Origin of the sequence: Cryobacterium psychrotolerans (genome assembly GCF_900101115.1) — a bacterium.
Lineage (GTDB): Bacteria > Actinomycetota > Actinomycetes > Actinomycetales > Microbacteriaceae > Cryobacterium > Cryobacterium psychrotolerans.
The window spans coordinates 1-23,136 of sequence record NZ_FNFU01000003.1; the positions used below are offsets into that span (position 1 = coordinate 1).

The 23,136-nt window shown below is 64.4% G+C and carries 22 protein-coding genes, 1 tRNA gene and 1 pseudogene; 15 read left to right on the top strand and 9 right to left on the bottom strand.

Translation table 11 applies throughout. From position 1 onward, the window contains the following. Nucleotides 1–541, bottom strand: a 541-nt coding sequence (locus BLQ39_RS03300; protein ID WP_143006459.1) for a hypothetical protein, incomplete at its 3' end; no start/stop codon positions are given. Nucleotides 542–619: 78 nt separating this feature from the next. Here BLQ39_RS03300 and BLQ39_RS03305 point away from each other — a divergent pair. Then, complete coding sequence (locus BLQ39_RS03305; RefSeq protein WP_092321745.1) at nt 620–1,288, top strand: carboxypeptidase-like regulatory domain-containing protein; 669 nt, start codon at nt 620–622, stop codon at nt 1,286–1,288. Nucleotides 1,289–1,331: 43 nt separating this feature from the next. Here BLQ39_RS03305 and def read toward each other — a convergent pair whose 3' ends face one another. Continuing rightward, entirely contained in the window at nt 1,332–1,898 is a 567-nt protein-coding gene (gene def / locus BLQ39_RS03310; protein WP_092321747.1) for a peptide deformylase, read from the bottom strand. Nucleotides 1,899–1,938: 40 nt separating this feature from the next. Here def and BLQ39_RS03315 point away from each other — a divergent pair, with 40 nt between their 5' ends. The 4 genes from BLQ39_RS03315 (at nt 1,939) to BLQ39_RS03330 (ending at nt 5,969) form a co-directional block, all read left to right on the top strand. Then, nucleotides 1,939–2,853 (top strand): DMT family transporter, encoded by a 915-nt coding sequence (locus tag BLQ39_RS03315; protein WP_166784414.1) that lies wholly within the window; start codon nt 1,939–1,941, stop codon nt 2,851–2,853. 229 nt (nt 2,854–3,082) lie between these two features. Then, complete coding sequence (locus tag BLQ39_RS03320; protein ID WP_174775343.1) at nt 3,083–4,291, top strand: glycosyltransferase; 1,209 nt, start codon at nt 3,083–3,085, stop codon at nt 4,289–4,291. Between the two features lie 9 nt (nt 4,292–4,300). Beyond that, nucleotides 4,301–4,374, top strand: a tRNA-Ile gene (locus BLQ39_RS03325). 161 nt (nt 4,375–4,535) lie between these two features. Continuing rightward, nucleotides 4,536–5,969 carry a PucR family transcriptional regulator gene (locus BLQ39_RS03330; RefSeq protein WP_092321750.1) on the top strand — a complete coding sequence of 478 codons (1,434 nt, stop codon included), beginning with the start codon at nt 4,536–4,538 and terminating at the stop codon, nt 5,967–5,969. A 61-nt stretch (nt 5,970–6,030) separates the two neighbouring features. On the opposite strand, the gene BLQ39_RS03335 is transcribed toward BLQ39_RS03330, so the two are convergent. Beyond that, nucleotides 6,031–7,569, bottom strand: coding sequence for an aldehyde dehydrogenase family protein (locus BLQ39_RS03335; RefSeq protein WP_167738539.1), 1,539 nt, complete (start codon nt 7,567–7,569; stop codon nt 6,031–6,033). A gap of 19 nt (nt 7,570–7,588) precedes the next feature. Further along, nucleotides 7,589–9,043, bottom strand: a complete 1,455-nt coding sequence (locus BLQ39_RS03340) for a purine-cytosine permease family protein (RefSeq protein ID WP_092321753.1) — start codon at nt 9,041–9,043, stop codon at nt 7,589–7,591. 204 nt (nt 9,044–9,247) lie between these two features. Here BLQ39_RS03340 and BLQ39_RS03345 point away from each other — a divergent pair, with 204 nt between their 5' ends. From BLQ39_RS03345 to BLQ39_RS16065, 4 genes and pseudogenes are all read left to right on the top strand, one after another. Next, nucleotides 9,248–10,633, top strand: coding sequence for an NAD(P)/FAD-dependent oxidoreductase (locus tag BLQ39_RS03345; protein WP_092321754.1), 1,386 nt, complete (start codon nt 9,248–9,250; stop codon nt 10,631–10,633). A gap of 197 nt (nt 10,634–10,830) precedes the next feature. Continuing rightward, the gene (locus BLQ39_RS03350) at nt 10,831–12,147 is read left to right on the top strand and encodes a flavin monoamine oxidase family protein (RefSeq protein ID WP_092321756.1); all 1,317 of its coding nucleotides are present in this window, start codon (nt 10,831–10,833) and stop codon (nt 12,145–12,147) included. Nucleotides 12,148–12,654: 507 nt separating this feature from the next. After that, nucleotides 12,655–14,640, top strand: coding sequence for an APC family permease (locus BLQ39_RS03355; protein WP_198417087.1), 1,986 nt, complete (start codon nt 12,655–12,657; stop codon nt 14,638–14,640). 145 nt (nt 14,641–14,785) lie between these two features. Beyond that, nucleotides 14,786–15,062, top strand: a pseudogene (locus tag BLQ39_RS16065) (TrkH family potassium uptake protein); the annotation flags it as partial. A gap of 42 nt (nt 15,063–15,104) precedes the next feature. Here BLQ39_RS16065 and BLQ39_RS16310 read toward each other — a convergent pair. After that, complete coding sequence (locus tag BLQ39_RS16310; protein WP_092321759.1) at nt 15,105–15,608, bottom strand: alpha/beta fold hydrolase; 504 nt, start codon at nt 15,606–15,608, stop codon at nt 15,105–15,107. Nucleotides 15,609–15,742: 134 nt separating this feature from the next. Here BLQ39_RS16310 and BLQ39_RS03370 point away from each other — a divergent pair, with 134 nt between their 5' ends. Beyond that, nucleotides 15,743–16,528: a M15 family metallopeptidase gene (locus BLQ39_RS03370; protein WP_092321760.1), complete on the top strand. Its 786-nt coding sequence runs from the start codon at nt 15,743–15,745 to the stop codon at nt 16,526–16,528. 81 nt (nt 16,529–16,609) lie between these two features. Next, entirely contained in the window at nt 16,610–17,086 is a 477-nt protein-coding gene (locus BLQ39_RS03375; RefSeq protein ID WP_134574966.1) for a hypothetical protein, read from the top strand. Between the two features lie 7 nt (nt 17,087–17,093). Here the strand turns inward: BLQ39_RS03375 and BLQ39_RS03380 are convergent, their stop codons facing one another. The 3 genes from BLQ39_RS03380 to BLQ39_RS03390 all read right to left on the bottom strand — a co-directional run bounded on the left by BLQ39_RS03380 (nt 17,094) and on the right by BLQ39_RS03390 (nt 18,663). Beyond that, a complete protein-coding gene (locus tag BLQ39_RS03380; RefSeq protein WP_092321763.1) occupies nt 17,094–17,735 on the bottom strand; it encodes a thermonuclease family protein in 642 nt (213 codons plus the stop codon). Nucleotides 17,736–17,856: 121 nt separating this feature from the next. After that, complete coding sequence (locus tag BLQ39_RS03385; protein WP_092321765.1) at nt 17,857–18,030, bottom strand: CsbD family protein; 174 nt, start codon at nt 18,028–18,030, stop codon at nt 17,857–17,859. 126 nt (nt 18,031–18,156) lie between these two features. Beyond that, the gene (locus BLQ39_RS03390) at nt 18,157–18,663 is read right to left on the bottom strand and encodes a hypothetical protein (protein WP_092321766.1); all 507 of its coding nucleotides are present in this window, start codon (nt 18,661–18,663) and stop codon (nt 18,157–18,159) included. Between the two features lie 150 nt (nt 18,664–18,813). On the opposite strand from BLQ39_RS03390, the gene BLQ39_RS03395 reads away from it, so the two are divergent. Next, a complete protein-coding gene (locus BLQ39_RS03395; protein ID WP_092321768.1) occupies nt 18,814–19,527 on the top strand; it encodes a M50 family metallopeptidase in 714 nt (237 codons plus the stop codon). 26 nt (nt 19,528–19,553) lie between these two features. On the opposite strand, the gene BLQ39_RS03400 is transcribed toward BLQ39_RS03395, so the two are convergent. Then, complete coding sequence (locus BLQ39_RS03400; RefSeq protein WP_092321769.1) at nt 19,554–20,111, bottom strand: hypothetical protein; 558 nt, start codon at nt 20,109–20,111, stop codon at nt 19,554–19,556. Nucleotides 20,112–20,305: 194 nt separating this feature from the next. On the opposite strand from BLQ39_RS03400, the gene BLQ39_RS03405 reads away from it, so the two are divergent. The 3 genes from BLQ39_RS03405 (at nt 20,306) to BLQ39_RS03415 (ending at nt 23,131) form a co-directional block, all read left to right on the top strand. Beyond that, nucleotides 20,306–21,304: a zinc-dependent alcohol dehydrogenase family protein gene (locus BLQ39_RS03405; protein WP_092322106.1), complete on the top strand. Its 999-nt coding sequence runs from the start codon at nt 20,306–20,308 to the stop codon at nt 21,302–21,304. A 70-nt stretch (nt 21,305–21,374) separates the two neighbouring features. Beyond that, nucleotides 21,375–22,262 (top strand): ACT domain-containing protein, encoded by an 888-nt coding sequence (locus tag BLQ39_RS03410; protein ID WP_092321771.1) that lies wholly within the window; start codon nt 21,375–21,377, stop codon nt 22,260–22,262. Between the two features lie 89 nt (nt 22,263–22,351). Further along, entirely contained in the window at nt 22,352–23,131 is a 780-nt protein-coding gene (locus tag BLQ39_RS03415) for a phosphatase PAP2 family protein (RefSeq protein ID WP_092321772.1), read from the top strand. Nucleotides 23,132–23,136 lie beyond the last annotated feature (5 nt).

A 23,136-nucleotide genomic window follows, 5' to 3' on the forward strand; every position in this document is an offset into this window, starting at 1 on the left:
GGAGCATCTCCGGGGTGACGCCGGCGGCTGGTTCGCCGAGGCCCTTGCGGAGGAAGCCGGCGGTGTCGAGGCCGATCCGGCCGGCGGTGACGGCGTCGCCGAGTGGCGCGTGCCAGGGCGCTTCGAGGGCGGCGGCCGGGAGGTCCCACTCGGGGTGTTCCGCGGCCTGGTCGGCGGCTTGTTCGGCGGCTTGTCTGGCGAGCTGTTCGGCGGCTTCGGCTTCGGCCATCATTGTGCCGACGTCCACGAGTCGGCGGGAGTCGGCTCGGGAGCCGCCGGAGAGGGACTGCACCATTGCTTCCGGGCTCAGGTGGCCCTTGCGGCGGGCCAGGCCGGCCTGGCCGAGGGCCCAGTCGGAGCGGCGGGCGATCTCGGCTGCGGACAGGGCCGCGTATTTCGTGGTTTCGCCCACGTGCGCGGCGATGCTCTTGTGGGTGGCCTCCAGGTCGTCGTCGGTCAGGGCGGCAAACGCGGCTGCGTCCAGCCGCTCGCCGGCGAGGGAGCCGGTGAGGGAGCTGAATACAGCTTCGATGCTTGACATACTGAGATTCTCTCAGCACCCACCGACATCCGCAGTTATGTTCGACCGTGTCGCGACAACCTCACCCGGACCCGCCCTGTGGAGGACAAGAGCGAGGAGAAGAGCGAGGAGAAGAGCGAGGACAAGAGCGAGGACGAGAGCGAGGACGAGAGTGTGGACAAGGCGTTCCGCCCGCAGACATCATCGGCTGCGGCCCGCGGCCCGGCATTGACAACGGCCCGGTTCCCTTCCACGCTGACGTGGAGAGGGGGCGACCGTGGACATCATGACGTGGACATCATGACGCTGAGCGCAGGCGTGAGTTCTCGGCGCGCGCACACCACCCGCCGTGCCCCGCGGCCCGCGACGATTGCCGTCCTCCTGGCCGTGGCAGTCCTCGGCGCGGGCACAGCCTGCACGGCCGCGCAGCACACGATCAGCGGCACGGTTCGTGGCACCGACGACCGGCCGCGGGAGGGGTGCGCCATCGTCGTGGGCGTGATCAGCGGCGGACCGGTCCCCGAAATCGCCCTGCTGAGTGGGCAGGACGGCACCTACGCGTGGACCTTGCCCGCGGGCGAATACACCCTGACCGCCCACTGCCCGTCGGGTGCGAGCGGGGAGATCACGGTCGACGCCACGCTGGCGAATGTCGATGCGGCCGACATCGTGGTCGAAGGCGACGGACTGGCCAGGGACCAACGCGAGGAACAGCGTCAGGGACCGGCGCAGGGGATCGCGTCAGCGACCAACGCCGGGAACGCGTAAAACAGCACCGTAACCGGCTCGCCTTACCTGTCAGCGCGCGGGTTCAATCTTCGAGGTTGTCGATCCCGGGCATCCAGCTGAGCCCGGGCACGCCCCAGCCCCGCTTACGAGTGACCTTCGCCGCGATCTTGCCATAGACGTGCTCGAGTCGATCCACGTAGAGCGTGCCTTCGAGATGGTCGTACTCGTGCTGGAAGATCCGCGCCAGCCAGCCGTCCGCACGGATCTCGAAGGGCTTCTGGTCAACATCCACGGCACGAAGGATGGCGGACTGGGCGCGCAGCAGCGGAAACCGCTCGCCCGGATACGACAGGCAGCCCTCGACGTCGTCATCCTCGTCGGCGTACCCGGCCGGCACGGGAGTGATCCACAACTCGGGGTTGATGGCCACGCCGCGCCACGCGCGCTCGTCGTCATCGACGTAGCTGAAAGTGAAGAGTCGGAGGGGCACGCCGACCTGAGGGCCGGCGAGGCCCACGCCGGGTGCGGCATCCATCGTTTCGAACATGTCCTGCACGAGCGAGCGCAAATCATCGTCGAAAACGACTACGGGATTCGCTGGGAAGTGCAGGACAGGGTCCCCTGAAATTACTATCGGTCGAACGGCCATTCAGCAAGGATATCGGGATGGATCTGGATAGGGTCATTGAGTGACCCTCGACCTGATCTCCTTACCGGTCGACATCGCGATTGACCCACGCCAGGCGATCGGAATCCCGATCGCCTTGATCGGCGCCGTCTTCCTGTCGCTCGGCGCCCAATTCCAGCACCGGGGTGTCACCAAGGTCGAAGCGAACACGGTTGCCGTGACCGGCGGGCTCAACCCCCGACAGCTCATGCTCCTGCTCGCCCGGCCGTCGTGGGTGCTCGGAACCGTCATGCTGGGACTGGCCATCGTCTTCCAGCTCACGAGCCTGTTCTTCGCACCGATCATCGTGGTGCAGCCGCTCGGCGCCGTCGCCCTGGTGATCACGGCCATCCTCAATGCGCGCATCAGCAAGGTGAGCCTCAACCGTGCATCGGTGATCGCCATCTCCATGTGCGTCGGCGGGGTGGGCCTCTTCGTCACGGTCGCCGCATTCACCGCCGTCGACAAGCCGGTCACCGACGCCAACCTGCTCACGATCCTGACCGTGCTCGGCGGCGTGCTCGTCGCCTTCGGGCTCGCCTTCGCTTTCCTCCGGACACGGTTCCAGGCGATCTTCTACATCATCGGCGCCGGCGTCCTCTACGGCTTCGTGGCGACGCTGGCCAAGGTCGTCATCAACCGCACCCAGTACGGAAACTTCGAATGGCTCACGTTGATTTGCGTCGCGGGGCTGCTCCTGGCGGCCGCACTCGGCGCCTACTTCGTGCAGAACGCCTACGCATCGGGTCCTCCGGACCTGGTGATCGCCGGGCTGACCGTTGTCGATCCCCTCGTCGCCGTGGGCATCGGCATCGTCGTCCTCGGGGAAGCCTCGCAGGCTCCGCCATGGGCGGCGGCCGCCTTTCTCGTGGCGGGCGTCATCGCGATCTGGGGCGTCTTCCTGCTGTCGAAGCACCACCCGCAGACTCGCCCCTGACAGTTCCGGGAGGCGGGGGATTGGCCCTGCACTAGCGTGGCGCGCCGTAACTCAGGCTCGCCGAAGCGGCGTCGGTTTAGAATAGGGTGCAAGCAGACCTCTACGGCGCGCGTCGCCGAAACCGAAACTTCTATGCCGGATGATTCTCCCCGGCACATCTACGTTGGGACCACGCCACTTGTCAGATTCGACGGACCTGCCGATCGACTTGTCACAAAAAGGGGCAGGGATGGCGAAGGATCGCATCCGTGTACTGATCGCGGCCGACACGTTCGCCCCTGACGTCAACGGCGCCGCCAAGTTCGCAGAGCGCCTGGCGGCAGGCCTGGTCTCCCGCGGCCACGACGTTCACGTCATGGCGCCCGCCCCCACGCGCAAGCACGGCAGCTGGATTGAAGTCCATGAGGGCCAGCCCATGATGGTGCACCGCCTGCAGAGCTGGCGCTGGAGGCCGCACGACTGGCTGCGCTTCGCCCTGCCGTGGATCGTGCGTCGTCACAGCCGACACATCCTGGACACCTTCCAGCCGGATGTCGTGCACTTCCAGTCGGCCATCAATGTCGGGCGTGGCGTGGCGATCGAGGCGGCGAAGCGGGGCATCCGTATCGTAGGCACGAACCATCTCATGCCGGAAAACCTGCTGCAGTTCTCGCTCGTCCCGAAGGGATTCCAGGACCGGGTCATCACGGCATTGTGGCGGGCAGCACGACGCACCTTCAGCCGTGCCGAGGCCGTCACGACGCCGACCCGTCGGGCCGCCCAGTTCCTCGAGAAATACACGGGACTCGTCGGCGTGCACGCCATCTCCTGCGGAATCAACGCAGACAACTACTCGCCGAGCTTCGGCCCGCGCACGGAGAACCGCATCCTGTTCGTTGGTCGGGTGACCGGCGAGAAGCAGATTGATGTTCTCCTGCAGGCGATCGCCTTGCTCGCACCCGAGCTCAAGGTGACACTCGAAATCGTGGGCGGCGGCGACCAGAAACGCAACCTGGAGCACCTAGCCGACACCCTCGGCATCAGCGACCGCGTCATCTTCGCCGGCTACGTCACGGACGAGGAGCTGCGCGAGGCATACTCGCGTGCCACCGTCTTCGCCATGCCCTCGATCGCGGAACTGCAGAGCATCGCGACGATGGAGGCCATGGCCTCCGGCTTGCCGGTCGTCGGAGCGGATGCCATGGCCCTTCCGCACCTGATCCACGACAACGAGAACGGTTACCTGTTCCGGCCGGGCAATGCTCGGGACCTCGCCGACAAGCTCACGAAGGTGCTCACCGCGCCGCCGCTGCAACTCGAAGCCCTCAAGCGCGAGTCGATCAGGCTCATCGGCGCGCACGACATCAACCGCACCTTGAACACATTTGAATGCCTGTATCGTGGGGAACCGGTGATCGATCCGGTCAACGACGAAGCCACGGCCAGCTCTCCGGAGTAGTCACGGCGCGGGGCGGTAGCTCAGCTGGTTAGAGCAGCGGACTCATAATCCGTCGGTCATGGGTTCAAGTCCCATCCGCCCTACATCAGAACACCGTTTGATCAGGGAGGGCGATCCAGGTCGAAGCATAGTGCGTAAGCCCCGTTGTGGGGTGAGCATGCCAGATCGTGTGGGCCGGCTCAGGATGCCATGATTGGGGGATGTCTGATTCCCCACGCCCTGCTGCCTGGTAGTCCTCCGGCGCATGAAACGCTCAGTACTTACAGTCGGCGATCTAACGACGACAGCCAGTCTGGACACCCGCGTACTCGGCGGTGCAGCCGGGCTCTCCCGCAAGGTCTTATGGGCCCACAGTTGCGAGATGGACGATCCCTGGCGTTGGCTCGGTCCTGACGAACTCCTCATGACCGTCGGCCTGTGCGTCCCCGAAGACCCTGCGCGTCAGAGGGAATTCGTCTCTGCTCTGGATGACGCCGGCCTGGCAGGAATCGCAATCGGCCTTAACGACATTGCACCCGCGATCAGCCCGGACATGATTGATGAGGCAAACAAGCGAGGGTTTCCCCTCCTTGAAACGGGGCGGGATACTCCGTTCGCTTCCATCGGGCGCACGGTTGCTGCCGCCACAACCACCGAGCAGACCTTTCAAGTCTTGAAGCTCAGCAAGTTGTACCATCTCGCCACGTTCGCTGAATCTGATCCCCGCACCCTTCTTCGTGATCTGCAAGGATTGCTCGGAGTTGCACTGAGCGTCGTGGACAACAGCACGGGGATTGTGATTGTTGATGGAGGCGAGCTACGAAATCTTGATGCCCACGAGGACTCACCGGTACGATCGTTCGCCCTGCCCACAGACCGAGGAATAGCCCTGAGGGTCACTGAATTCCCAGGCGAGGAGCTTGACAGCTTCATTCAAGTGCACCTGCTGCAGGTGGTGGACATTGCGGTCAGCAGAGTCCTTCGTTCCGTCAGACGACGCGTAGAAAGAAGCAGTCTGGCACTGCAGGAACTTCTCAATAGTCATCTCCCGCCGGGGCTGGATGACATCCTCGGGCACTCAACGTTTTCCGACGGCTTCCAACTTGTCGCCGTCTCGGGCCACGAAGAGGAACGGGTTGGACGGTCTATCGGTATGGCGGAACTTCCCGCCTTGGCTACGCTGCACCGAGGCGCCATGCTCATATTTGTACCGCTGAGCTCACTCGAGCCTGTGCAAGCGCTCTTAGCAAAGCTCTCAATACAGGCTGCTGCTTCCTCAACCTTCACCGATTATCGCGACACACAGTTTGCCGCGATCCAAGCAGCTAAAACATTGGCATCCGCCCGTGGAACGAATCAGATGTGGAACGACTTTGAGGGTGTCTCGATCTCTCTACTGACACGTTCACGAAAAGAAGCATCGGAAATCGTCGCCCAGGTGCTCGGAGACCTGGCTCGAGACGATCTGAAGTCTGCAGCCCTGAGAGAGACCCTGTTCTGCTTCATCCGCAATGACCGACGATGGATCGATACGGCTCAGGAACTTAATATCCATCGGCAAACCCTTTCGTACAGACTCATGAAGATCAAGGAGATCACGGGACGAGACGTCTCGAGTTCTGCTGATCTGTCGGCTTTCTGGATTGCCTACCAAGGCTGGCCTTCCTACAGCGGTTTAGCAGACGACGTTGACCGCTAGATGTGTTCCCACGGAGGTTGAATGCACCGTGGCTGAACTAAGACGCGAAAGCCGCATTGACTTAGAACGCTTCGGAATCGTCGTAGGGGAACCACCAGAAGTTCTGTTCGGACTGCTTCGCGTCGACAATGATGAACTTCGCGTGACGGAAAGTGTCTAACCCTTCCGCACCGAGTTGACGCCCGATTCCCGACATTTTTCGCCCGCCGAACGGTCCCGCGTCGTTATCGAGAAGCGGGGCGTTGATCCAAACCATTCCCGCGATGAGCTCCTGATTGGCTCGGTCGATCTCAACGATGTCTGCCGAGTAAAGATTGGCCCCAAGCCCGAACGGCGATCCGTTCGCCAGGTCCAGTGCGTCATCGAAACTCGAGACTCGATAGACAGCGACGACGGGGCCGAATATTTCCTGCATGTATATGTCCATGTCCCGCGTCATCCCCTCAAGAATCGTCGGTTCCAGGAAGAATCCGCTGGCCAGTGACTCATCCGCAATCGCTGGGCGCTTACCCCCGAGAGTTGCCTGTGCACCCTGTTCGATGGCGCGCTCGAGAATCCTCGTCACTCGCGCAAGTTCTCGAGCGTTCTCCATCGGACCGACGTCGACTTTGTCAAGCGGGTGCCCGACGCGAAGAGCAGCGATGTGCTTTCGGAACTTACCCATGAACTCGTCATAAACGTCCGTGTGCACGATAAGCTTTTCGGTCGACGTGCAGACCTGCCCCCCATTGATAAAGGCGGCAAAAGCCGCACCGCGTGCCGCAACATCAAGGTTCGCGGACGGCATGACGATGAACGGGTCGCTTCCCGACGCCTCAATGATGAACGGCTTGAAGGTATCGGCACACGCCTTCGCCACAATCCGACCAGTCGGTACGCTTCCCGTGAACGAGACCTGATGCGTGTCGGCGTGGCTGACCAGTTGCGATGAGGTGCGGGCCGTTCCCGGAACACACTGCACGAGCCCCGCAGGCAGGACCTCGAACGCCCGCACAAATGCCAGCGTTGTCAGCGTTGCCCACTCGGACGGTTTGATGATGATCGCATTACCCGCCGCAAGCGCCGCCGCTCCCGTCCACATGGATAAGACGATGGGGTAATTTGCGGGCAGGATGATTACTGCGGTGCCCATCGGTTCCTTGATCGTGTAATGCAATTGCCCGGCTGTCGCCGGGCCCTGAACCGTGCCGATGGCGTGTCGGCCAACCTCGGCGAAGTAGTCCATGGCGGTGATGGCCCAACTCACTTCGTCGTAACTCTCCTTGAACGGCTTTCCCGTTTCCGTCGAAAGAATTTCGGCGATGAGGCGCTGGTCCTCTCGAACGCGTCGACCTGCTTCGTGAATCAACTCCGCTCTATCGAGGGCACTGAGCGCGTACCACTCACGTTGAGCCGCATTCGCGTCGCGCACGACGTCATCGACCTGCTTCTCCGTAAGGTCCGATATCGACCCGATGACCTCCGCAGTGCTCGGGTTGAGTACGTCGGCGAATTTCTCGTCACCAGCTTTGGCAAGTCCGTTCTTGCCGAAGTACGAATTGCTGAGCGCTGCCATGGTGTCGTGCGCGACCCTTGAGCCGCGGTGAAGGGTTGTGTTCATCGTGGTCTTTTCCTTTGAACTATTCGATGGGAGCGGCGAAGGAATCGAGGTCGCGGTCAGCGGATTCGATGATTTTCCGCTCAGCATCAAGATCCATACCTCGGCAGAGAATCCAGTAGATGAGACCACCAATCGGGATTCCCACGAAGAAGGCGACGTCAACGCCACCGAGTGCGAGTGCAATTGGCCCCTGGTAGAAGGACAGATACATGAACGGAATCATGATGACGAATGTCAGGACGTAGGCGCCTATTCCGCGCCAGTTCCAGTTGCTGTAAATACCGGTGCGCGAGAACATCTCGCGAATCGAGTAGTGACCACGACGCACCAGAAAAAAGTCCGTCAGGTTAATGGCGGTCCACGGCGCCATCAGGTACGACAGCACGACGAGGATGGTCGCGAAGCTCGTGTTGAGAAAGTCGGCGGGCATGTACGCGCCGGCAACGGTCGCCGTCAGTCCGACCATGAGAATGGTCACGATGCGGATTCGGCGCGTTGGTACCACCGATCGGACGCTGTCAATGGCCGTGATGATGGTGAGTGATCCGCCATACACGCACATCGCCATGAGGCCGAGAAGTCCGAGCCCACCCAGGACGAGCATTATTGGTCCGAGCCCTGCAAAGACCGAGTCGCCCGTTTGCGAGAGGCTCGTGATGAAGTACTCATCCGGGAGCAGCGCCATGCAGATTGCGCCGACCGCCTCGAACGAGAAGACCCCGAAGAACAATCCAAGTGACGTCCAGGTCATGATCTTGGCCTTGTGGGTGCTGGCAGGCATGTACCGCGAGTAGTCGGAGACGAAGAACGCCCACGACAACTGGTACGCGGCCGCGGCGGAGACTGCAGTGAAGAACGCGGCAGGCTTGAACGTTGCCGAGCTGAGATCCCATGAGCTTGCCGGGATGGCACCGTTAGCGAACAACCCGAGGATGTAAATCACCAGCGCGATGATGAGCGCAACCGAAATATACCGTTGAGCTACGTGGAGCCAGTGATATCCAAAAATCGCGAGAGCAACAGCGACGAGTCCCGTAATGATCGCCCACGTCGGGGCGCTTCCGCCGCCAAGCTCTTCGGCGGTGGCACCGAGGAGGTTGCCTCCGAATACGATGTAACCCCAGTAAACGACGATGGCCATCAGCCAAATGGCGAGGGCTCCGTAGCGGCCGAACTGCGGTCGACTCTGAATCATTTGGGGCAAGCCAAGGTGCGGTCCTTGGGTGGCGTGTGAGGCTACCGGCGCGGTGCCGACGACGGTGCCGACGACGAGCGCAATGAGCGTCCACCCCAAGTTGAGTCCCATAACAATTCCGAGCGCACCGGTTGCCATGCTCAAGAGATGTGCACTGCCGGCAAACCAAATCGTTGCCTGGTCCGTGAGTTTGCCCTTGCGTTCGTGCGCGGGCACGTAATCAATCGAGCGCACTTCAATCTGACCAATCAAGGTCGAATCGGATCGCGTTGTGGTCATGATTGCTTCTCCATTTGACTTCGTTGTCGGGGATTGGATCTCGTTTGTCGAGTCCCGAAGTTCATTCACGTATTGCGTTTGGCTTCGTGGACAAGTGTGAGCAAAGCCGTCCACAATCTGAACTGTAAAAAAGTACGAATATGTGTCAACTCTTGTATCAACGTCACGTTTACAGACAATCGCCTCACATCCACACTGAGAACCGTGATCAACTCCGCGACCCACAGCCCCTTGTCCCTCTGGCATGCAGATTCCAGCCTCGTACCGTTCGGCTCCGAGCCATTGGGAGGCGATCTGGATGTCGATGTCGCTATCATCGGTGCCGGCTATACGGGTTTGTGGACTGCCTATTTCCTCAAGCAACAGCAGCCGAATCTGTCCATTGCGATCTTTGAGGCCGAAACGGTCGGTTACGGAGCGTCAGGGCGAAACGGTGGATGGTGTTCGGCCCTGTTCCCGGCATCGATGAAGAAGATAGCGAGCCTCAGTTCGCGCGATGCGGCTATCCGACTTCAGCAGGCGATGAACGAATCGATCACAGAAATGGGCACAATTCTCGCCCAGGAAAGGATCGACTGTGACTGGAAGCAAGGCGGCTACGTCTCGCTTGCACGAAACGAGGCTCAATTGGTTCGTTCCCAGAACGAGGTCCAAGGGTGGAGGTCCTGGGGCTTCGGTGATGAGCACATGAGCCTTCTGTCCGCAAAGGAAGCGTCGGCACGGAGCAACGCCACTGAGGTGATGGGCGGCACCTACACCCCGAATTGTGCAGCCATCCAACCTGCAAAACTGGCGTCAGGACTGGCTCGGGTCGTCGAGAAGCTCGGCGTTTCGATTTACGAGCGTTCGCGCGTGACGGCGATTGGTACTCGAAAGTTGGAAACGACGGGGGGAACCGTCACGGCCGACTACATCATTCGCGCGACCGAAGGGTTCACGGCGGAGTTTCCACAATTCCACCGGGATATCGTCCCCATGTACTCACTCATGGTCGCCACCGAACCGCTTCCCAAGGACATCTGGGAAAAAATTGGTCTGGCCGAACGCGAAACCTTCTCCGACAAGCGGCACCTGCGGATTTACGGTCAACGCACGGCCGACGGCCGTCTAGCGTTCGGCGGTCGCGGCGCGCCTTACCACTATGCGTCGCGCGTCCGTGCGTCTTTCGACAGCGAGCCGGATGTTCACGCGATGCTTCGTCACATTCTTAGGGACCTTTTCCCAGCCCTCGCGGATGTTCAATTCACCCACGAGTGGGGAGGGAATCTGGGAATCCCGCGTGACTGGTATCCCTCGGTGACATTCGATCGCGCTACCGGTTTCGGACAGGCCGGAGGGTACGTCGGCGACGGCGTATCGACGGCATTCGTCGCGGGAAGGACACTTGCCGCGGAAATTCTTGACACTGAGTCGGAGCTTCGTCAACTCCCTTGGGTTCAACGGCATTCACCGCGATGGGAACCGGAGCCACTGCGGTGGCTTGGGGTCAATGCCGTCACGCAGGCTTTCGCGCAGGCGGATCGCAACGAGGCGCGCTCGGGGAAACCCTCAAAGATTGCATCGAGTGTTTGGAAATACATCGGCCACTGACGGCAGCGCCGGCACTCAGCCCCGGGCTACCGCAGGCCCAATGGAGACCACTATGGTTATCAACAGCCAGCCCTGACCGCTTGAAGAAGGCACTTATTCCGCCGTCCGAAATGTCCGCAGCAGCCCAGATAGCGATTCGTGGAGTTCGAGTTCGAGTTCGAGTTCGTGCTGGCGTTCCCGCAGACCGAAGAGGCAGAATGAGTCCGCACGATGTGGTTGTAGTTGGAGCCGGCCTCGCTGGGCTGAGCGCTGCTCGGGACCTGATGAATGCCGGGTCGGATGTCGTTGTGTTGGAGGCTCGCGCCCGGCCCGGCGGGCGGGTCGAGCAGACCAGGACTGCCGATGGCCGCCTCGTTCAACTTGGCGGAGAGGTCGTGGGCGACTTCCACACGGCGTATCGTGGGCTCGTCGATGACCTGGGCCTGCACCTCGGTCCGAGCTTCACCGATATCCCGGGCGAGTCGACCTGGCTGATGAACGACGGCCTGTCCGTGGGCAACGCGGTGCCATGGCTATCGGCCTCGGACCAGCGGAAGCACGACCGAATCGAGCGGCAGTTCGCAGAGTTGGCGGCGACCGTGGATCCGGACAATCCCTGGGGGCATCCCGACGCTGTGGCTCTGGACCGCCTGTCAGTCGGTGACTGGTTGCGCTCTGAAGGCGCCACCGCCAACATCGTACGCGCCATGGAAGTTCGTGCGATGGCCTTGGCGGACGACTCCGTCGAGCGGCGGTCGCTGCTCGGCGACCTCCGCAAGGAGTCGGCGGCGGGTGCCCTCGGGTTCTACAACTACGACGCGTGGGAGAGCTTGAAGGTCGTCGAGGGCTCCGCTACCGTCGCACTTCTCATGGCCGAGCAACTCGCGCACCGCATTCGCTATTCCAGCCCCGTGGCCGCCATCGACATCACCACGAACGGTGTCTCCGTGACCCTCCACACCGGTGAGCGCTTCACCGCGTCCGACGTCGTCTGCTCCTTGCCGGCAGGGCCGCTTCGGGACGTTCGCATAACCGGTCTCAGCGCCGAGCGCCTCGCATCGCTACACCGCCAACAACACGCCCCGACCGCGAAGTTCGTGACCGTCTACGATTCCTCCTTCTGGGAGGAGAACAACCAGAACGGCACCGGCTACTTTGAACACACCATCCTCGGCGGGACGTGGGTGCAGAACACGGGCATTCTCTCTGCACTCGTACCCGTTGGCAAACTGGGGCCCTACTTTGCCACGCCGCCAATGCTCCGTGAGAAGGCTTTGACGGCGGAACTGGGATCAGCCTACGGGCCGCGGGCGACGGCCCCAGAGGCCGTCTTCATGCGCAACTGGGGTGCGGATCCGTGGACACAGGGTTACATCACAGCGTGGCGTCCTGGGGAACTCACTGCCGTCGGTCCCCTTCATGGCACGCACGAACCTCCCTTCTGGGTGGTGGGCTCCGACCAATGGGTCTGCGGTTACATGGAAGGCGCCGTGCGGACCGGACGCGCAGCCGCCCGAGAACTCATCGGAAAATGAAGTCTCGATTTCAGGCTGGAGCGTCCCGTTTCGCCCTCAGTTCCCTCTGCGCTCTCGTCGGGGCGCCAATTGGAACCCTCAGGAGGCCCCCCACTGCCGGGTGACGAGAGGTCCAAGCCGATCACAGCTCTTCGACTTCCCACGCGACGAATCCGATCAGTGCAAAGACGGCGATCACGCCGAGCACGTACGCAATGTCCAGCACAGGAGACTCCATCCGAAGGCCGGAAACGCGTCACCCGATCGGTGCGCGAGTACCGGGGTACGGCACGAGCACACACCCAGCCGGAGCGAGTACGAAACGGGCCTTACGATTCCCCAACGGACGTGGCCGGAAACCTAACGACATTCCCCCCGCGTGCCCAGCCTGAATGTGCGGCGCTTGCCTTTGCAGGGCAGACAATTGAAGCTGGAGTTTCGCATTCGCGCATTCGCGCATTCGCGCATTCGCGCATTCGCGCAATCGCTCGATGTTCGACCGGCGCGAGCAACAAGAGGAAAAGCGAAGTGGATTCAGCAAATGCGCCGGTAATCCCGGAGAGCGTTCCCCGGCCCATCCATGTCGGAGCACAGCCGAACAGCCTTACGCGGTGGCTGCTGCAGCACAGGGTGCAGCCCGTCGGGCCAGAGAGCACCGAAAACACCGCGACGACGCACTCCTGGTGGAAAGTGATGTGCCTGACCGGCGTTGACTACTTCTCGACGCTCTCATATCTGCCCGGAATCGCCTTCCTCGCCGCCGGCGCCCTGTCGCCCCTGGCGACGCTGCTGATCGTGGCCCTCACGCTGCTCGGGATGCTGCCGATGTACCATCGGGTCGCCAAGGAGAGCCCACACGGCCAGGGGTCCGTGGCCATGCTGGAACGCCTGCTGCCGTTCTGGCGGGGCAAGTTCTTTGTGCTGGTTCTGCTCGGGTTCGTCGCGACGTCATGGATCATCACGATCACGCTGTCGTCGGCGGATGCCACGGTGCACCTGCTCGAGAACCCGTACGTCCCCGCGTTCCTCGAGGGACAGGCGGTAACGATCACGATCGTGCTTCTCCTCGTGCTGGGCGGAGTCTTTCTCCTCGGCTTCACCGAAGCCGTCAGGGTCGCGATTCCGCTCGTGGCCGTCTACCTGCTCCTCAACGGGATCGTCATCGGCGTCGGTTTGTACGACGTGTTCACCGAATCTGGTGCCCTGGCGGGCTGGACGGACGCCCTCATGTCCCGCGGCGGCAGCTTCGGCGACATCATCGGCCCGGCGCTCATCGCGTTCCCGCTTCTGGTACTCGGGCTGTCGGGTTTCGAAACCGGGGTGAGCATGATGCCGCTGGTTGCCTCGAAGGGGAAGACCCGGGAGGAGCGACTGGCGTCGCGGATCCGCAATACGCGAAAGCTCCTGACCGCGGCCGCCGTCATCATGAGCGTGTACCTGCTGACCAGCAGCTTCGTCACGACGGTACTCATCCCGGCAGACGCTTTCCAGGACGGCGGCGAAGCCAGCGGCCGCGCCCTGGCCTACCTGGCCCATGAGCGCGTCGGGAACACGTTCGGCACCGCTTACGACATCAGCAGCATCCTCATCCTGTGGTTCGCCGGCGCATCCGCGATGGCTGGCCTGATCAACATCGTTCCGCGTTACCTCCCGGCGTACGGCATGGCCCCGGACTGGAGCCGTGCTGTGCGGCCGGTCGTGCTCGTCTACACCGGAATCAGCATCCTGATCACGATCGGATTCAACGCCGACGTGAACGCCCAGGCCGGCGCCTACGCCACCGGAATCCTCGCCATGATGGTCTCCGGGGCCGTGGCCGTCACCATTTCGGCCGCCCGGCGTCGGCAACGACGAGCCGCCATGGCCTTCAGCGCCCTGACCGTCGTGCTTTTGTACGCCCTGGGAGCGAACATCCTGGAGAAGCCCGACGGCATCATGATCTCGGCGTTCTTCATCGCCGGGATCATCGTCGTCTCCCTGGTGTCCCGGGTGTCACGCACGACCGAGCTGCGGGTGGAGCACGTCGAGTTCGACGAGGCTGCCCGCCGGTTCATCAGCGATTCCCTCGTTTTCGATGGCGCGCTCAACGTCATCGCCAACCGGCCTCAGGCCGACGAGGAGGCGGGGTATGCGGCGAAGGAGGCCGAACAGCGAGGGATGAACCCGGTGCCGGGCGCCGCCGACGTCCTGTTCCTGGAGGTCGATGTCGTGGATCCGTCCGGCTTCAGCGAGACGCTGCGGGTTCGCGGCGTCGAGATCGCCGGCTATCGGGTGTTGCGGGCGGAGAGCCCTGCGGCCCCGAACGCCATCGCGGCCATGCTGCTCGCGATGCGGGACGCGTCCGGGGTGCGGCCGCACGCCTACTTCGAATGGTCGGAGGGCAATCCGCTGGGACATCTTCTTCGCTACCTGCTACTCGGGATCGGAGACACCGCACCGGTCGTGCGTGAGATCCTGCGCAAGAGCGAGTCCGACCCGAGCCGGAGGCCGGGTATCCACGTGGGCGGCGGCTGAGAGCATCGTCGGGCCCGCGCGGGTGAGCTGGCGCACCGAGCGCGCTGGGGGGATACCCGGGGTCTGTCCGCGCCGGCGCGCGCGTAGAGTGAACACGCGCAATCACGGATGACCCGCCAGGGCGGGACGAAAACGATCCGTCGACGGCGGGGTGACCTTCCTCGAGGCCATCTTCACGGCAACCTTGGCCGTCTGCGAGACCGTGCCACCGTCGTCGACACGGCAACGTACCGGAGCCCAGTCGGCCAGGTCGTCATCCTCCTGCTGATCCAAGTCGGCGGGTTCGGGATCATGACGTTCGCCTCCGTGATCGGTCTCACGATCGCCCGGAAGCTGTCGGTCCGGTCGGCCGGTCGATCTGGCTGGGAGTGTTCCACGCCGTGTCCTCGTTCAACAACGCCGGGTTCGCGCTATTCAGCGACTGCGCCCGTCAAGTTCTTGAGACAGTCTGATGTGTTTTTCTTCTAAGCCGCTGCCTTTTGGCGGCGGTCGTGGTGAGCGGCCAGCGCGGCGGCTGGTTGTAGTCCTCCGTTGTGCGAATGGGGGCGACGCCGGTTGTACCAGGATTCGATGTATTCCATCACCGCGGTGCGCGCAGCGAGGTGATTCTGAAAGTCGTGCTGGTAGTATATTTCGGTCTTCATATGCGAGAAGAAAGACTCGGCCACGGCGTTGTCCCAGCACACGCCAACAGCCCCATCGACTGGGTGACGCCATTCGCGGCGCACCATGGCAGCAAGGATTGCCGGGATTCCGCCGTAGGAAGACGCCACGATGTGGATCGGCTCGGCGCTCACCCGCAGGAGGCTGTCAACCCAGCATCCAATCTCGGTCGGCCTGGGGGAGTCGTTGCCATATCCCGGAAACGTGACGAACACGGCACCCGGGATGTTCCCGACCTGGTTGGGCCAGCAGGCCTTGCCTGAGCGGCCGGACCCGTGTGCGAAGGCGGTCTCATGGCGGGGCATGCCCACTGTCTATCACGCGGGCGTCTCTCGTTCGGTTCAGTCGAGCGCCGACACGACGGACAAGGCACTGTGACGGGCGGGCAGCGCCGGGGGAGTCGGCCGCGTGATTCGCCCTGTGTTGCCATGCTAAGGACATGACCAACACCCCACGCCCTCGCGCACGCCGCCGGGCCGTGCTCGCCACCCTGGGCGTTGTCACATCTCTCACTCTCGGCGCCGCCCTGACCGGCTCCCCGTCTCAGGCGCAGGCGGCCCCAGAACAGACACTCGTGAGCCGAGCGACCACCAAAGCGTTCGCGGTCACGTCCGCCGTCGTGTTCAACCGCAACGCGGCCTCGATCACCGACCCCAGGAGCCCCTGGGTCGTCGTCAACAAGAAGCGCCCGCTCAACCCCCCGCAGCTACGTGCCTCCGCTCGTATACGTACCGATCAACTACGTGTGGCGCCCGTCGCTGCAGTGGGGGCCTCCAAAGCCGCCACAAAAATGCTCGCGACCTACCAGGCAGAGACCGGACGCCGAATGCAGTCGCAAAGCGCGTACCGCAGCTACGCCACTCAGGTGTCGGTGTACAACGCGAGCGTGCGGATCCGCGGCGTCGCGGCCACGGACAAGATCATTGCACGCCCCGGCACGAGTGAACACCAGACGGGTTGGGCCATCGACGTCAGCGCCCTGCCGTCGAACTGCTCGCTGAGCACCTGCTTCGCCAACACCCACCAGGGGAAATGGCTCTCGGCGAATGCCTGGCGCTTCGGGTTCCTGCTCCGCTACCCGGCTAACAAGGTGGCGGTCACCGGCTACAGCTTCGAGCCGTGGCATTACCGTTTCGTGGGCCCGTACCTGACCACCGAGATGCGCCGGACGGGCTTCACAACCCTCGAGGAGTTCTTCCGCCTGCCGGCGGCCCCCAGCTACTGATCCACTCACCCTGATTTCGCAGTCCCCGGGACGTCACCGAATCCCGGCTAGGCTGTCGAAAAATCGACACGGGGGCCGATCATGATCGTTCACGTTGAGCTGCCCCTCTCGCGCGCACTGAGGAGACGATTCGCGTCTCTCGCGGTGGCGATCCTGGGGTCGACAGCCCTGGCCGGCTGCGCCTCGCCGGCCCCGGAGCCGACCCCGACCGTCGAGGACACGCGGATGGTGTTCACGTATGACTACAACGTGTTCATGCAGGCTCGGTTCGAGACGAAACTGGAGTTCATCGCGAACACCTGTGTCGGCGTGACCGGCCAGGACGGCACCATGATCCTCGCGGTGCTCCCGCACGGCAGCCAACTCACGCGGGACGGCGACTCCTGGCTGCTCGTGGTGCCCACCGTGGACCAGGCGATCGTCATCGGCGTGGACACGGTCGTCGCCGGGGGAGGCTACGTGCCGTGGGGGTCGTTTGGAACGTCGGATGAGACTGTCCCGGCCGAGTGCCGGACCGACGAGGTCGTCCAGTTCTACCCGGAGGGCTACGGGGGCTAACGGCGCATCAACAGGCGCCCCACATGCCGGCGCCGGCCGCCGCAGCGGCGTCCTCGGCCGCAAGCAGCAGAGGGTAGTAGGCGTCGTTCGGCTCGATCATGAGCGATTCGGCAGCGCCGGCGGCAACGAGCTCGTAGTTCACGAATCGCCCGTCCTCGGTCCACAGGTAGAACAGGCTGCGCCCGTATTGGTCGACGGGGTCACTGTCGGCGGTGATCCAGGTCACACTGCCGTCGGGCAAGAGTGTTCGCAATTGTCGGGTGGCCTCGTCGCCGAAGCATTCGGCGCGGTCGCCCACTTCGGGCGTGTCGATCCCGACGAGCCGCACCTTGACGGTGTCCGTCGTCGCCACGAAAGCGTTCGGCTGATTCGTGCGCAGGAACAGCGTGTCACCGTCGTGCACGTGTTCAACGGTCATCGACACGGCATTGCCCGGACTGGCCGGGATGCCGCCGCCTGACGAGGCGGGAGCTCCGCCGGCCGCGCCCGCCCCCGGCTCTGCGGCGTCGATCGGTTCGCCGAGCGGAGTGCTCAGGATGCCCTCGAGGGCCGGGGTCAACGGCCCGAGTTGCTGGGCGGCGACGAAACCGAGCGCTCCGAGGGCCAGCACGCCGACCAGCAAGCCCGAACCGCCCCGTATCCCACCCATTCCCTGAGACTAGGGCGTGTGTCTCCCACAGACCAGCCGGGAGGGGGCCAGACGCGCGCGACGGGAGTCGAACGCGACTGTTGCCCTCGGGGAATCCGCTTCGAACGCTCCGATCGCCCGGCTACTTCTTGAAGGCGTCCTTGATGTTCTCGCCCGCCTGCTTCAGGTTGGCTTCGGTCTGGTCGGTCTTGCCCTCGGCCTCCAGCGATTCGTTGCCGGTCGCGTTTCCGACCGCCTCCTTGGCCTTACCGGCTGCTTCCTTGGCCGCGTTCTCGATCTTGTCAGCGCCGCTCATAATCGGCCCCCTTCTCTAAGTTTGTTGACTAGCAGAACGGCCACGATATGCCATCCTCTCTCGTGGCGAAAGGGGGGATCGGGACAATTCCCGGGTTCGACCGCGCTTCGCGCAGCCGTTAGGGGGTCAGCCGGCGTCCTTCGACGCGGCCCCTTCGTCTCCCGCCTGTGCGTCCGACGGGACGTGCTTGCGGAACCGGGCGCTGTCGGCCGCCGGGCCGGTCGTGCCGGAGCCCGAAGTGCCGGTGCCCGAAGTGCCCGTGCCCGAAGTACCCGTGCCCGAAGCGCCCATGCCCGTTTCCGTGGGCTCGGCGTAGGCCAGCTGGTAGTGGTCGTAGAGTTCCTGCTCCTCAGTGGCGCTGAGGGGCTCATCGTTGTCCACATCGACTTGCGGTGCGTCCTTGACGAGCGCCTTGTCGTAGGGGACATGCAGGTCCGCGCCGTCCCAGTCGGCGTCATCGAGGGGCACGAAGGATTCGAACAATCCGAACAGTCCCGTGCGCACGCTGACCCAGCTCGGGCGGCCGCTGATCTGATCCTCGAACACCTGGCCGACGGTGCCGATCTTGTCGCCATCCGGGCCCAGCACATGAGCGCCCATGATGGCGCTGATGTTCTCCGCGGTGATCTTCATGGAGTCCTGCTTTCGCTCAGGGAGCCTCGGCTCCTGCGGAGTCCCGCTCAGGGTATGAGTGAAACAAAGTGGGAGTCTAGCCGGATGTCGGCGCGGCCTCCATACCCGCCGGGACGGCTTACGCGCTCCGCCCGCAGCTAGGCTGTGACCATGGATGTGCTGCTCGGGTTCTGGGAGCAGATCACGACCCGCAACGCGCCGCTCCCGCTCCAGGCCGCCTGGCTGACCGTCGCTGCGGCTGCGGCCCTCGTGCTCGTTCCCGCCTTCTGGCGGCAAAGCCGGCACGTGATCACCCTGGTGCACGAGGGCGGGCACGCCGTCGCCGCGACGCTGAGCGGCCGGCGGCTGGGCGGCATCCGCCTGCACTCGGACACCTCCGGACTCACCGTCAGCCACGGCCGGCCCGGCGGGCCCGGGATGGTCTTCACCCTCCTGGCCGGGTACCTCGCCCCGTCGTTCCTCGGGCTCGGCGCCGCCCGGATGCTCAGCCTCGGTTACGACGTCGCCCTGCTCTGGCTCATGCTCGCCGCGCTGGCGCTCATGCTGGTGCAGATTCGGAACTGGTTCGGCCTGTGGTCGGTCGCCGCGAGCGGAGCCGTGGTCCTCGGCGTTTCGTGGTTCGGCTCTGCCGGCGTGCAGGGTGTTTTCGCGCTCCTGGTGACGGCGGTTCTGCTCCTCGGCGCGGTGCGTGCGGTACTGGAGCTACACCGGACCCGTTCGCATTCCCGCCAGGCGGCGCGGTCGTCGGACGCCGATCAGTTAGCGCGCCTCACCCATCTGCCGGGCATCGTCTGGGTGGTGGTGTTCCTGGTCATCGGTGTCGCGTGCGCCTGGCTCGGCGCGGGGTTCCTCGGCCTGGTCTGACCGGCGGACGCCTGCTGCGAGCCGCGTCACCAGCCGTACGGCCGCGGAATCGCGTCCGCGTCGACGTAATGCACGTCCGCCTCGGGGTCGAGCGGGCCATCTGATAGGGAATCCCGGCAGGACGCTTCCCAGACCTCCTGTCCCGTGAGGGCGAGAATCTCTCCGTTGACGACCAGCCAGCCGCGCACGGCCGTGTACGGGATGGCGCCCTCCGGTGATGGGCAGTTCGACCCCGTCTCGACCGTGCGAAGCACGAGGCTGAAGGTGTCTTCTGAGATGATGCTGCTCGTGACGTACTCCAACAGCTCCGAGTGCTCCACGGCCGGCGTCGTCTCCCCGGTCGGGTCGGTGTGGAAACGGACATGCCCCACGCCCTCGGCAGCGACCGTGAGCTCATGGCTGCCGCTGCCGTGGCGATTTCCGACCAGCGCAGCGACGAGACGCTCCTGCTTGTCATGGTGCGCCGTGGTCCGATCGCAACCCGAACACACCACGACATAGCGGGGGAGTACGACCCCGTCGAAGCGAGCCCGGTTCGGGGTGAGCGAAGCTTCCGCGTGACAGTGGGGGCACAGGATTCTCATGAATTACAGCCCCTTCATTCGGTCGCGTCCGGCAGACGTCAATGCCTGGGGATCGTCGACCGGGTGTGTCGCTGGCGTCACGGTAGCAGCCGGCGCCCGGCGACCGCAGTCGGCCGGATGGGGGACACGGCATAGCCCGGAACCCCGGAGCTGGCGATACTGGAGTCACAAGCAGGAGGCCACCGGTGGAGAGCATGAGGGCGTGGACAACGGATCTCGAGCATCATCGCGTCGAGCCCGGCCGGAAGCCGGTGCCGACGCCGGCCGCCGACGAGGTTCTCGTGAAGGTGCTGGCCTGCGGAGTATGCCGCACGGACCTGCACGTGGTGGACGGAGAGCTCGCGCCCCATCACCCCGCCGTGACGCCCGGTCACCAGGTCGTCGGCAGCGTTGTACGTCTGGGCATCGACGTGGGTCAGCTGCGGCTGGGCGACCTGGTCGGCATCGCCTGGCTCCGTCGCACCTGCGGGGCGTGCCAATGGTGTCAGGCCGGGCGAGAGAACCTCTGCCCCCAATCGCAGTACACGGGGTGGGATGCGGACGGCGGTTTCGCCGAGTACGCGACCGTGCCGGAAAGCTTCGCCTACCTGCTGGCCGAGGGAAGCGATCCGGTCGAAACGGCGCCCCTGCTCTGCGCGGGGATCATCGGCTACCGGGCGCTGACCCGTGCCGCCCTGCCGCCCGGCGGCCGGCTGGGCCTCTACGGATTCGGGTCGAGCGCCCACATCACCGCCCAGCTCGCCCTGGCGGCCGGCGCGGAAGTGTTCGCGATGACGCGAGGGGAGCAGAGCCAGGCGCTGGCGCGAACCCTGGGCGCGTCCTTCGTGGGCGAAGCGGATGCCGTGCCCACGGAGCCGCTGGATTCCGCCATCATCTTCGCCCCGGCCGGAACGCTCGTGCCGCCGGCCCTGCGGGCGACGGCTCGTGGCGGCACGGTCGTGCTCGCCGGCATCCACGTCTCCCGGATCCCCGCCCTGGACTACGACTCCACCCTGTTCTACGAACGCGACCTCCGCAGCGTGACCTCGAACACGCGGACCGACGGCAGGGACTTCCTCAAAATCGCCCACAACCTGGGAATCACGCCTTCGGTGACCGCGTACCCCTTCGGCCAGGTCGATAGCGCGCTCGACGACCTCAGGGCGGGATCGGCGTCCGGGTCGCTCGTCATTGACATGACCCTGCCCGGCTGACGTCCCCGAATTCGCACGTCTGTGACAGCTCCGCAACGTTCCCGTAACCGGAGCTGCCCAGAATGGACCCATGACGCGGGGGAACGCACGAAAACCGGGCACTGCAAAACCGAGCCCAGCAGAATTGACCTGCGACGGCTGCGGTCAGTTGCCCGAGGCCTCCAAAGGGCGGCTGACCGTGGTCAACGTGGTGACCATCCTGCCCATCGAACTCCTCGTGCACGCACTCGTCGTGCAGACCGCGTTGCCGTACCTCGCGAAGGTCATCGTGCTTGCCTTCACTGCGACGGCCCTCGTGATCTGGGTCGCCGAACCCTCCGCCAGGCGGTTCCTGTGGAGCTGGCTGCACGCGCCCGCCCTGCGCCGGCGGCGGAAACTCGACACCTCACCGGCGCTCTGGCGCGTGCGCACGGTGCTTGCCGACGAGCCGGGCGCCCTGCAGCGCCTCAGCCGGGCCCTGGCCGGTCTTGAGGCGAACATCCTGAGCATTCATGTGCACCCGGTCGCCGGCGGCGTGCTCGACGAGCTCGTGCTCAGCGCTCCAGGCGACCTGGCCGAGGAGGAGTTGTCGGCTGCGGTGGAATTGAGCGGCGGTCGCCAAACCCGGCTCTGGCCCACCACCCCCGTCGCGCTGACCGACGGTCAGACCCGGACGCTGGCCCTCGCCGCTCGCGTTGCCGGCAACCCGAGCGAACTCCCGCAGGCCATTGCCGAGCTCCTCGCGGCCGAAATCGTCATCGACGTCCCCGGCAAGCCGGTGGCGCGAGACATGGGTTCGGAGTCCACCCTCCTCAAAGTCCCGACCACCTGGCACGCGCCGCTCTACTTCTCCCGCCCCGGGGAGCCGTTCACGCCGGCCGAATCGGGTCGCGCGCATCGCCTGGCCGAACTCGCCGAAGTGGTCGAGCTCACCGAGTTGGCGCGCTCCGGATCCGCCGGAGACCGCGAGGCCGGTTGAACGCCGTTCTACTCGTTGAATGCTGTTCTACCTACTGTCGGCGCCCGGGGACATTTCAACGAGCCCCCTCCATCGTCTAGCCTGAATGCATGAGCCAGAGCCCCCGCGCCCAACAGCGCCAACGGCCCCGATGGGTGCAGGACTACCTGTCCGAAGAGTTCCCGCCGGTGCAGCCCGCCCGAACCGGTTGGTTCATCGCCGCAGCCCTGCTCGTCGCCTTCGGGACGACCGCCTTCTTCCTGGTCTTGAACGGTGTCCTCGAGCAGCGAGGACTCGCCCTCCTCGACGAGCCGGTGCGGGCGTGGATGGTCGAGCACCGCACCGAGGGCTGGACCGCCGCGATGATCCTCATCGCCGAGGTTTCCGGCCCGATCGGGATGCCGATTGTCGTGGCGGTATTCATCGTGCTGTGGATCTGGCGTTCCAAGCACGCGTGGCGGGTGCTCGTCCTTTCGGTGGCGATGCTCACCGGCATGTCCCTCGCGCTGCTGATTGCGCGCCTGGTCGGCAGGGAGCGGCCCCCGGAAGAGTTCATGCTCATCGGCGTCGACCCGTCCTTCTCCTTCCCCTCCGGCCACGTGCTCGGGGTGGCCGATTTTCTCATCGTGGGTGGCTACCTGGTGCTCTCCCGGGGGAGAGGCTGGGTCGCTTCCCTGCTCCTGGTCCTCGCCGCGATCGTCGGTGTCGGCCTGGTCGCGCTCACGCGCGTCTACCTCGGCTACCACTGGGTGACGGATATCGCCGCCTCCCTGTCGCTCTCCCTCTGTGTCCTCGGATTGGCGATCGCCCTCGACACCTGGCGACCGCTGCGGCATCCGCCGGAGGCATCCGTCGCCGACTCATTGTCTTCCGGGGCGAACAGGGTTTAGCTTCC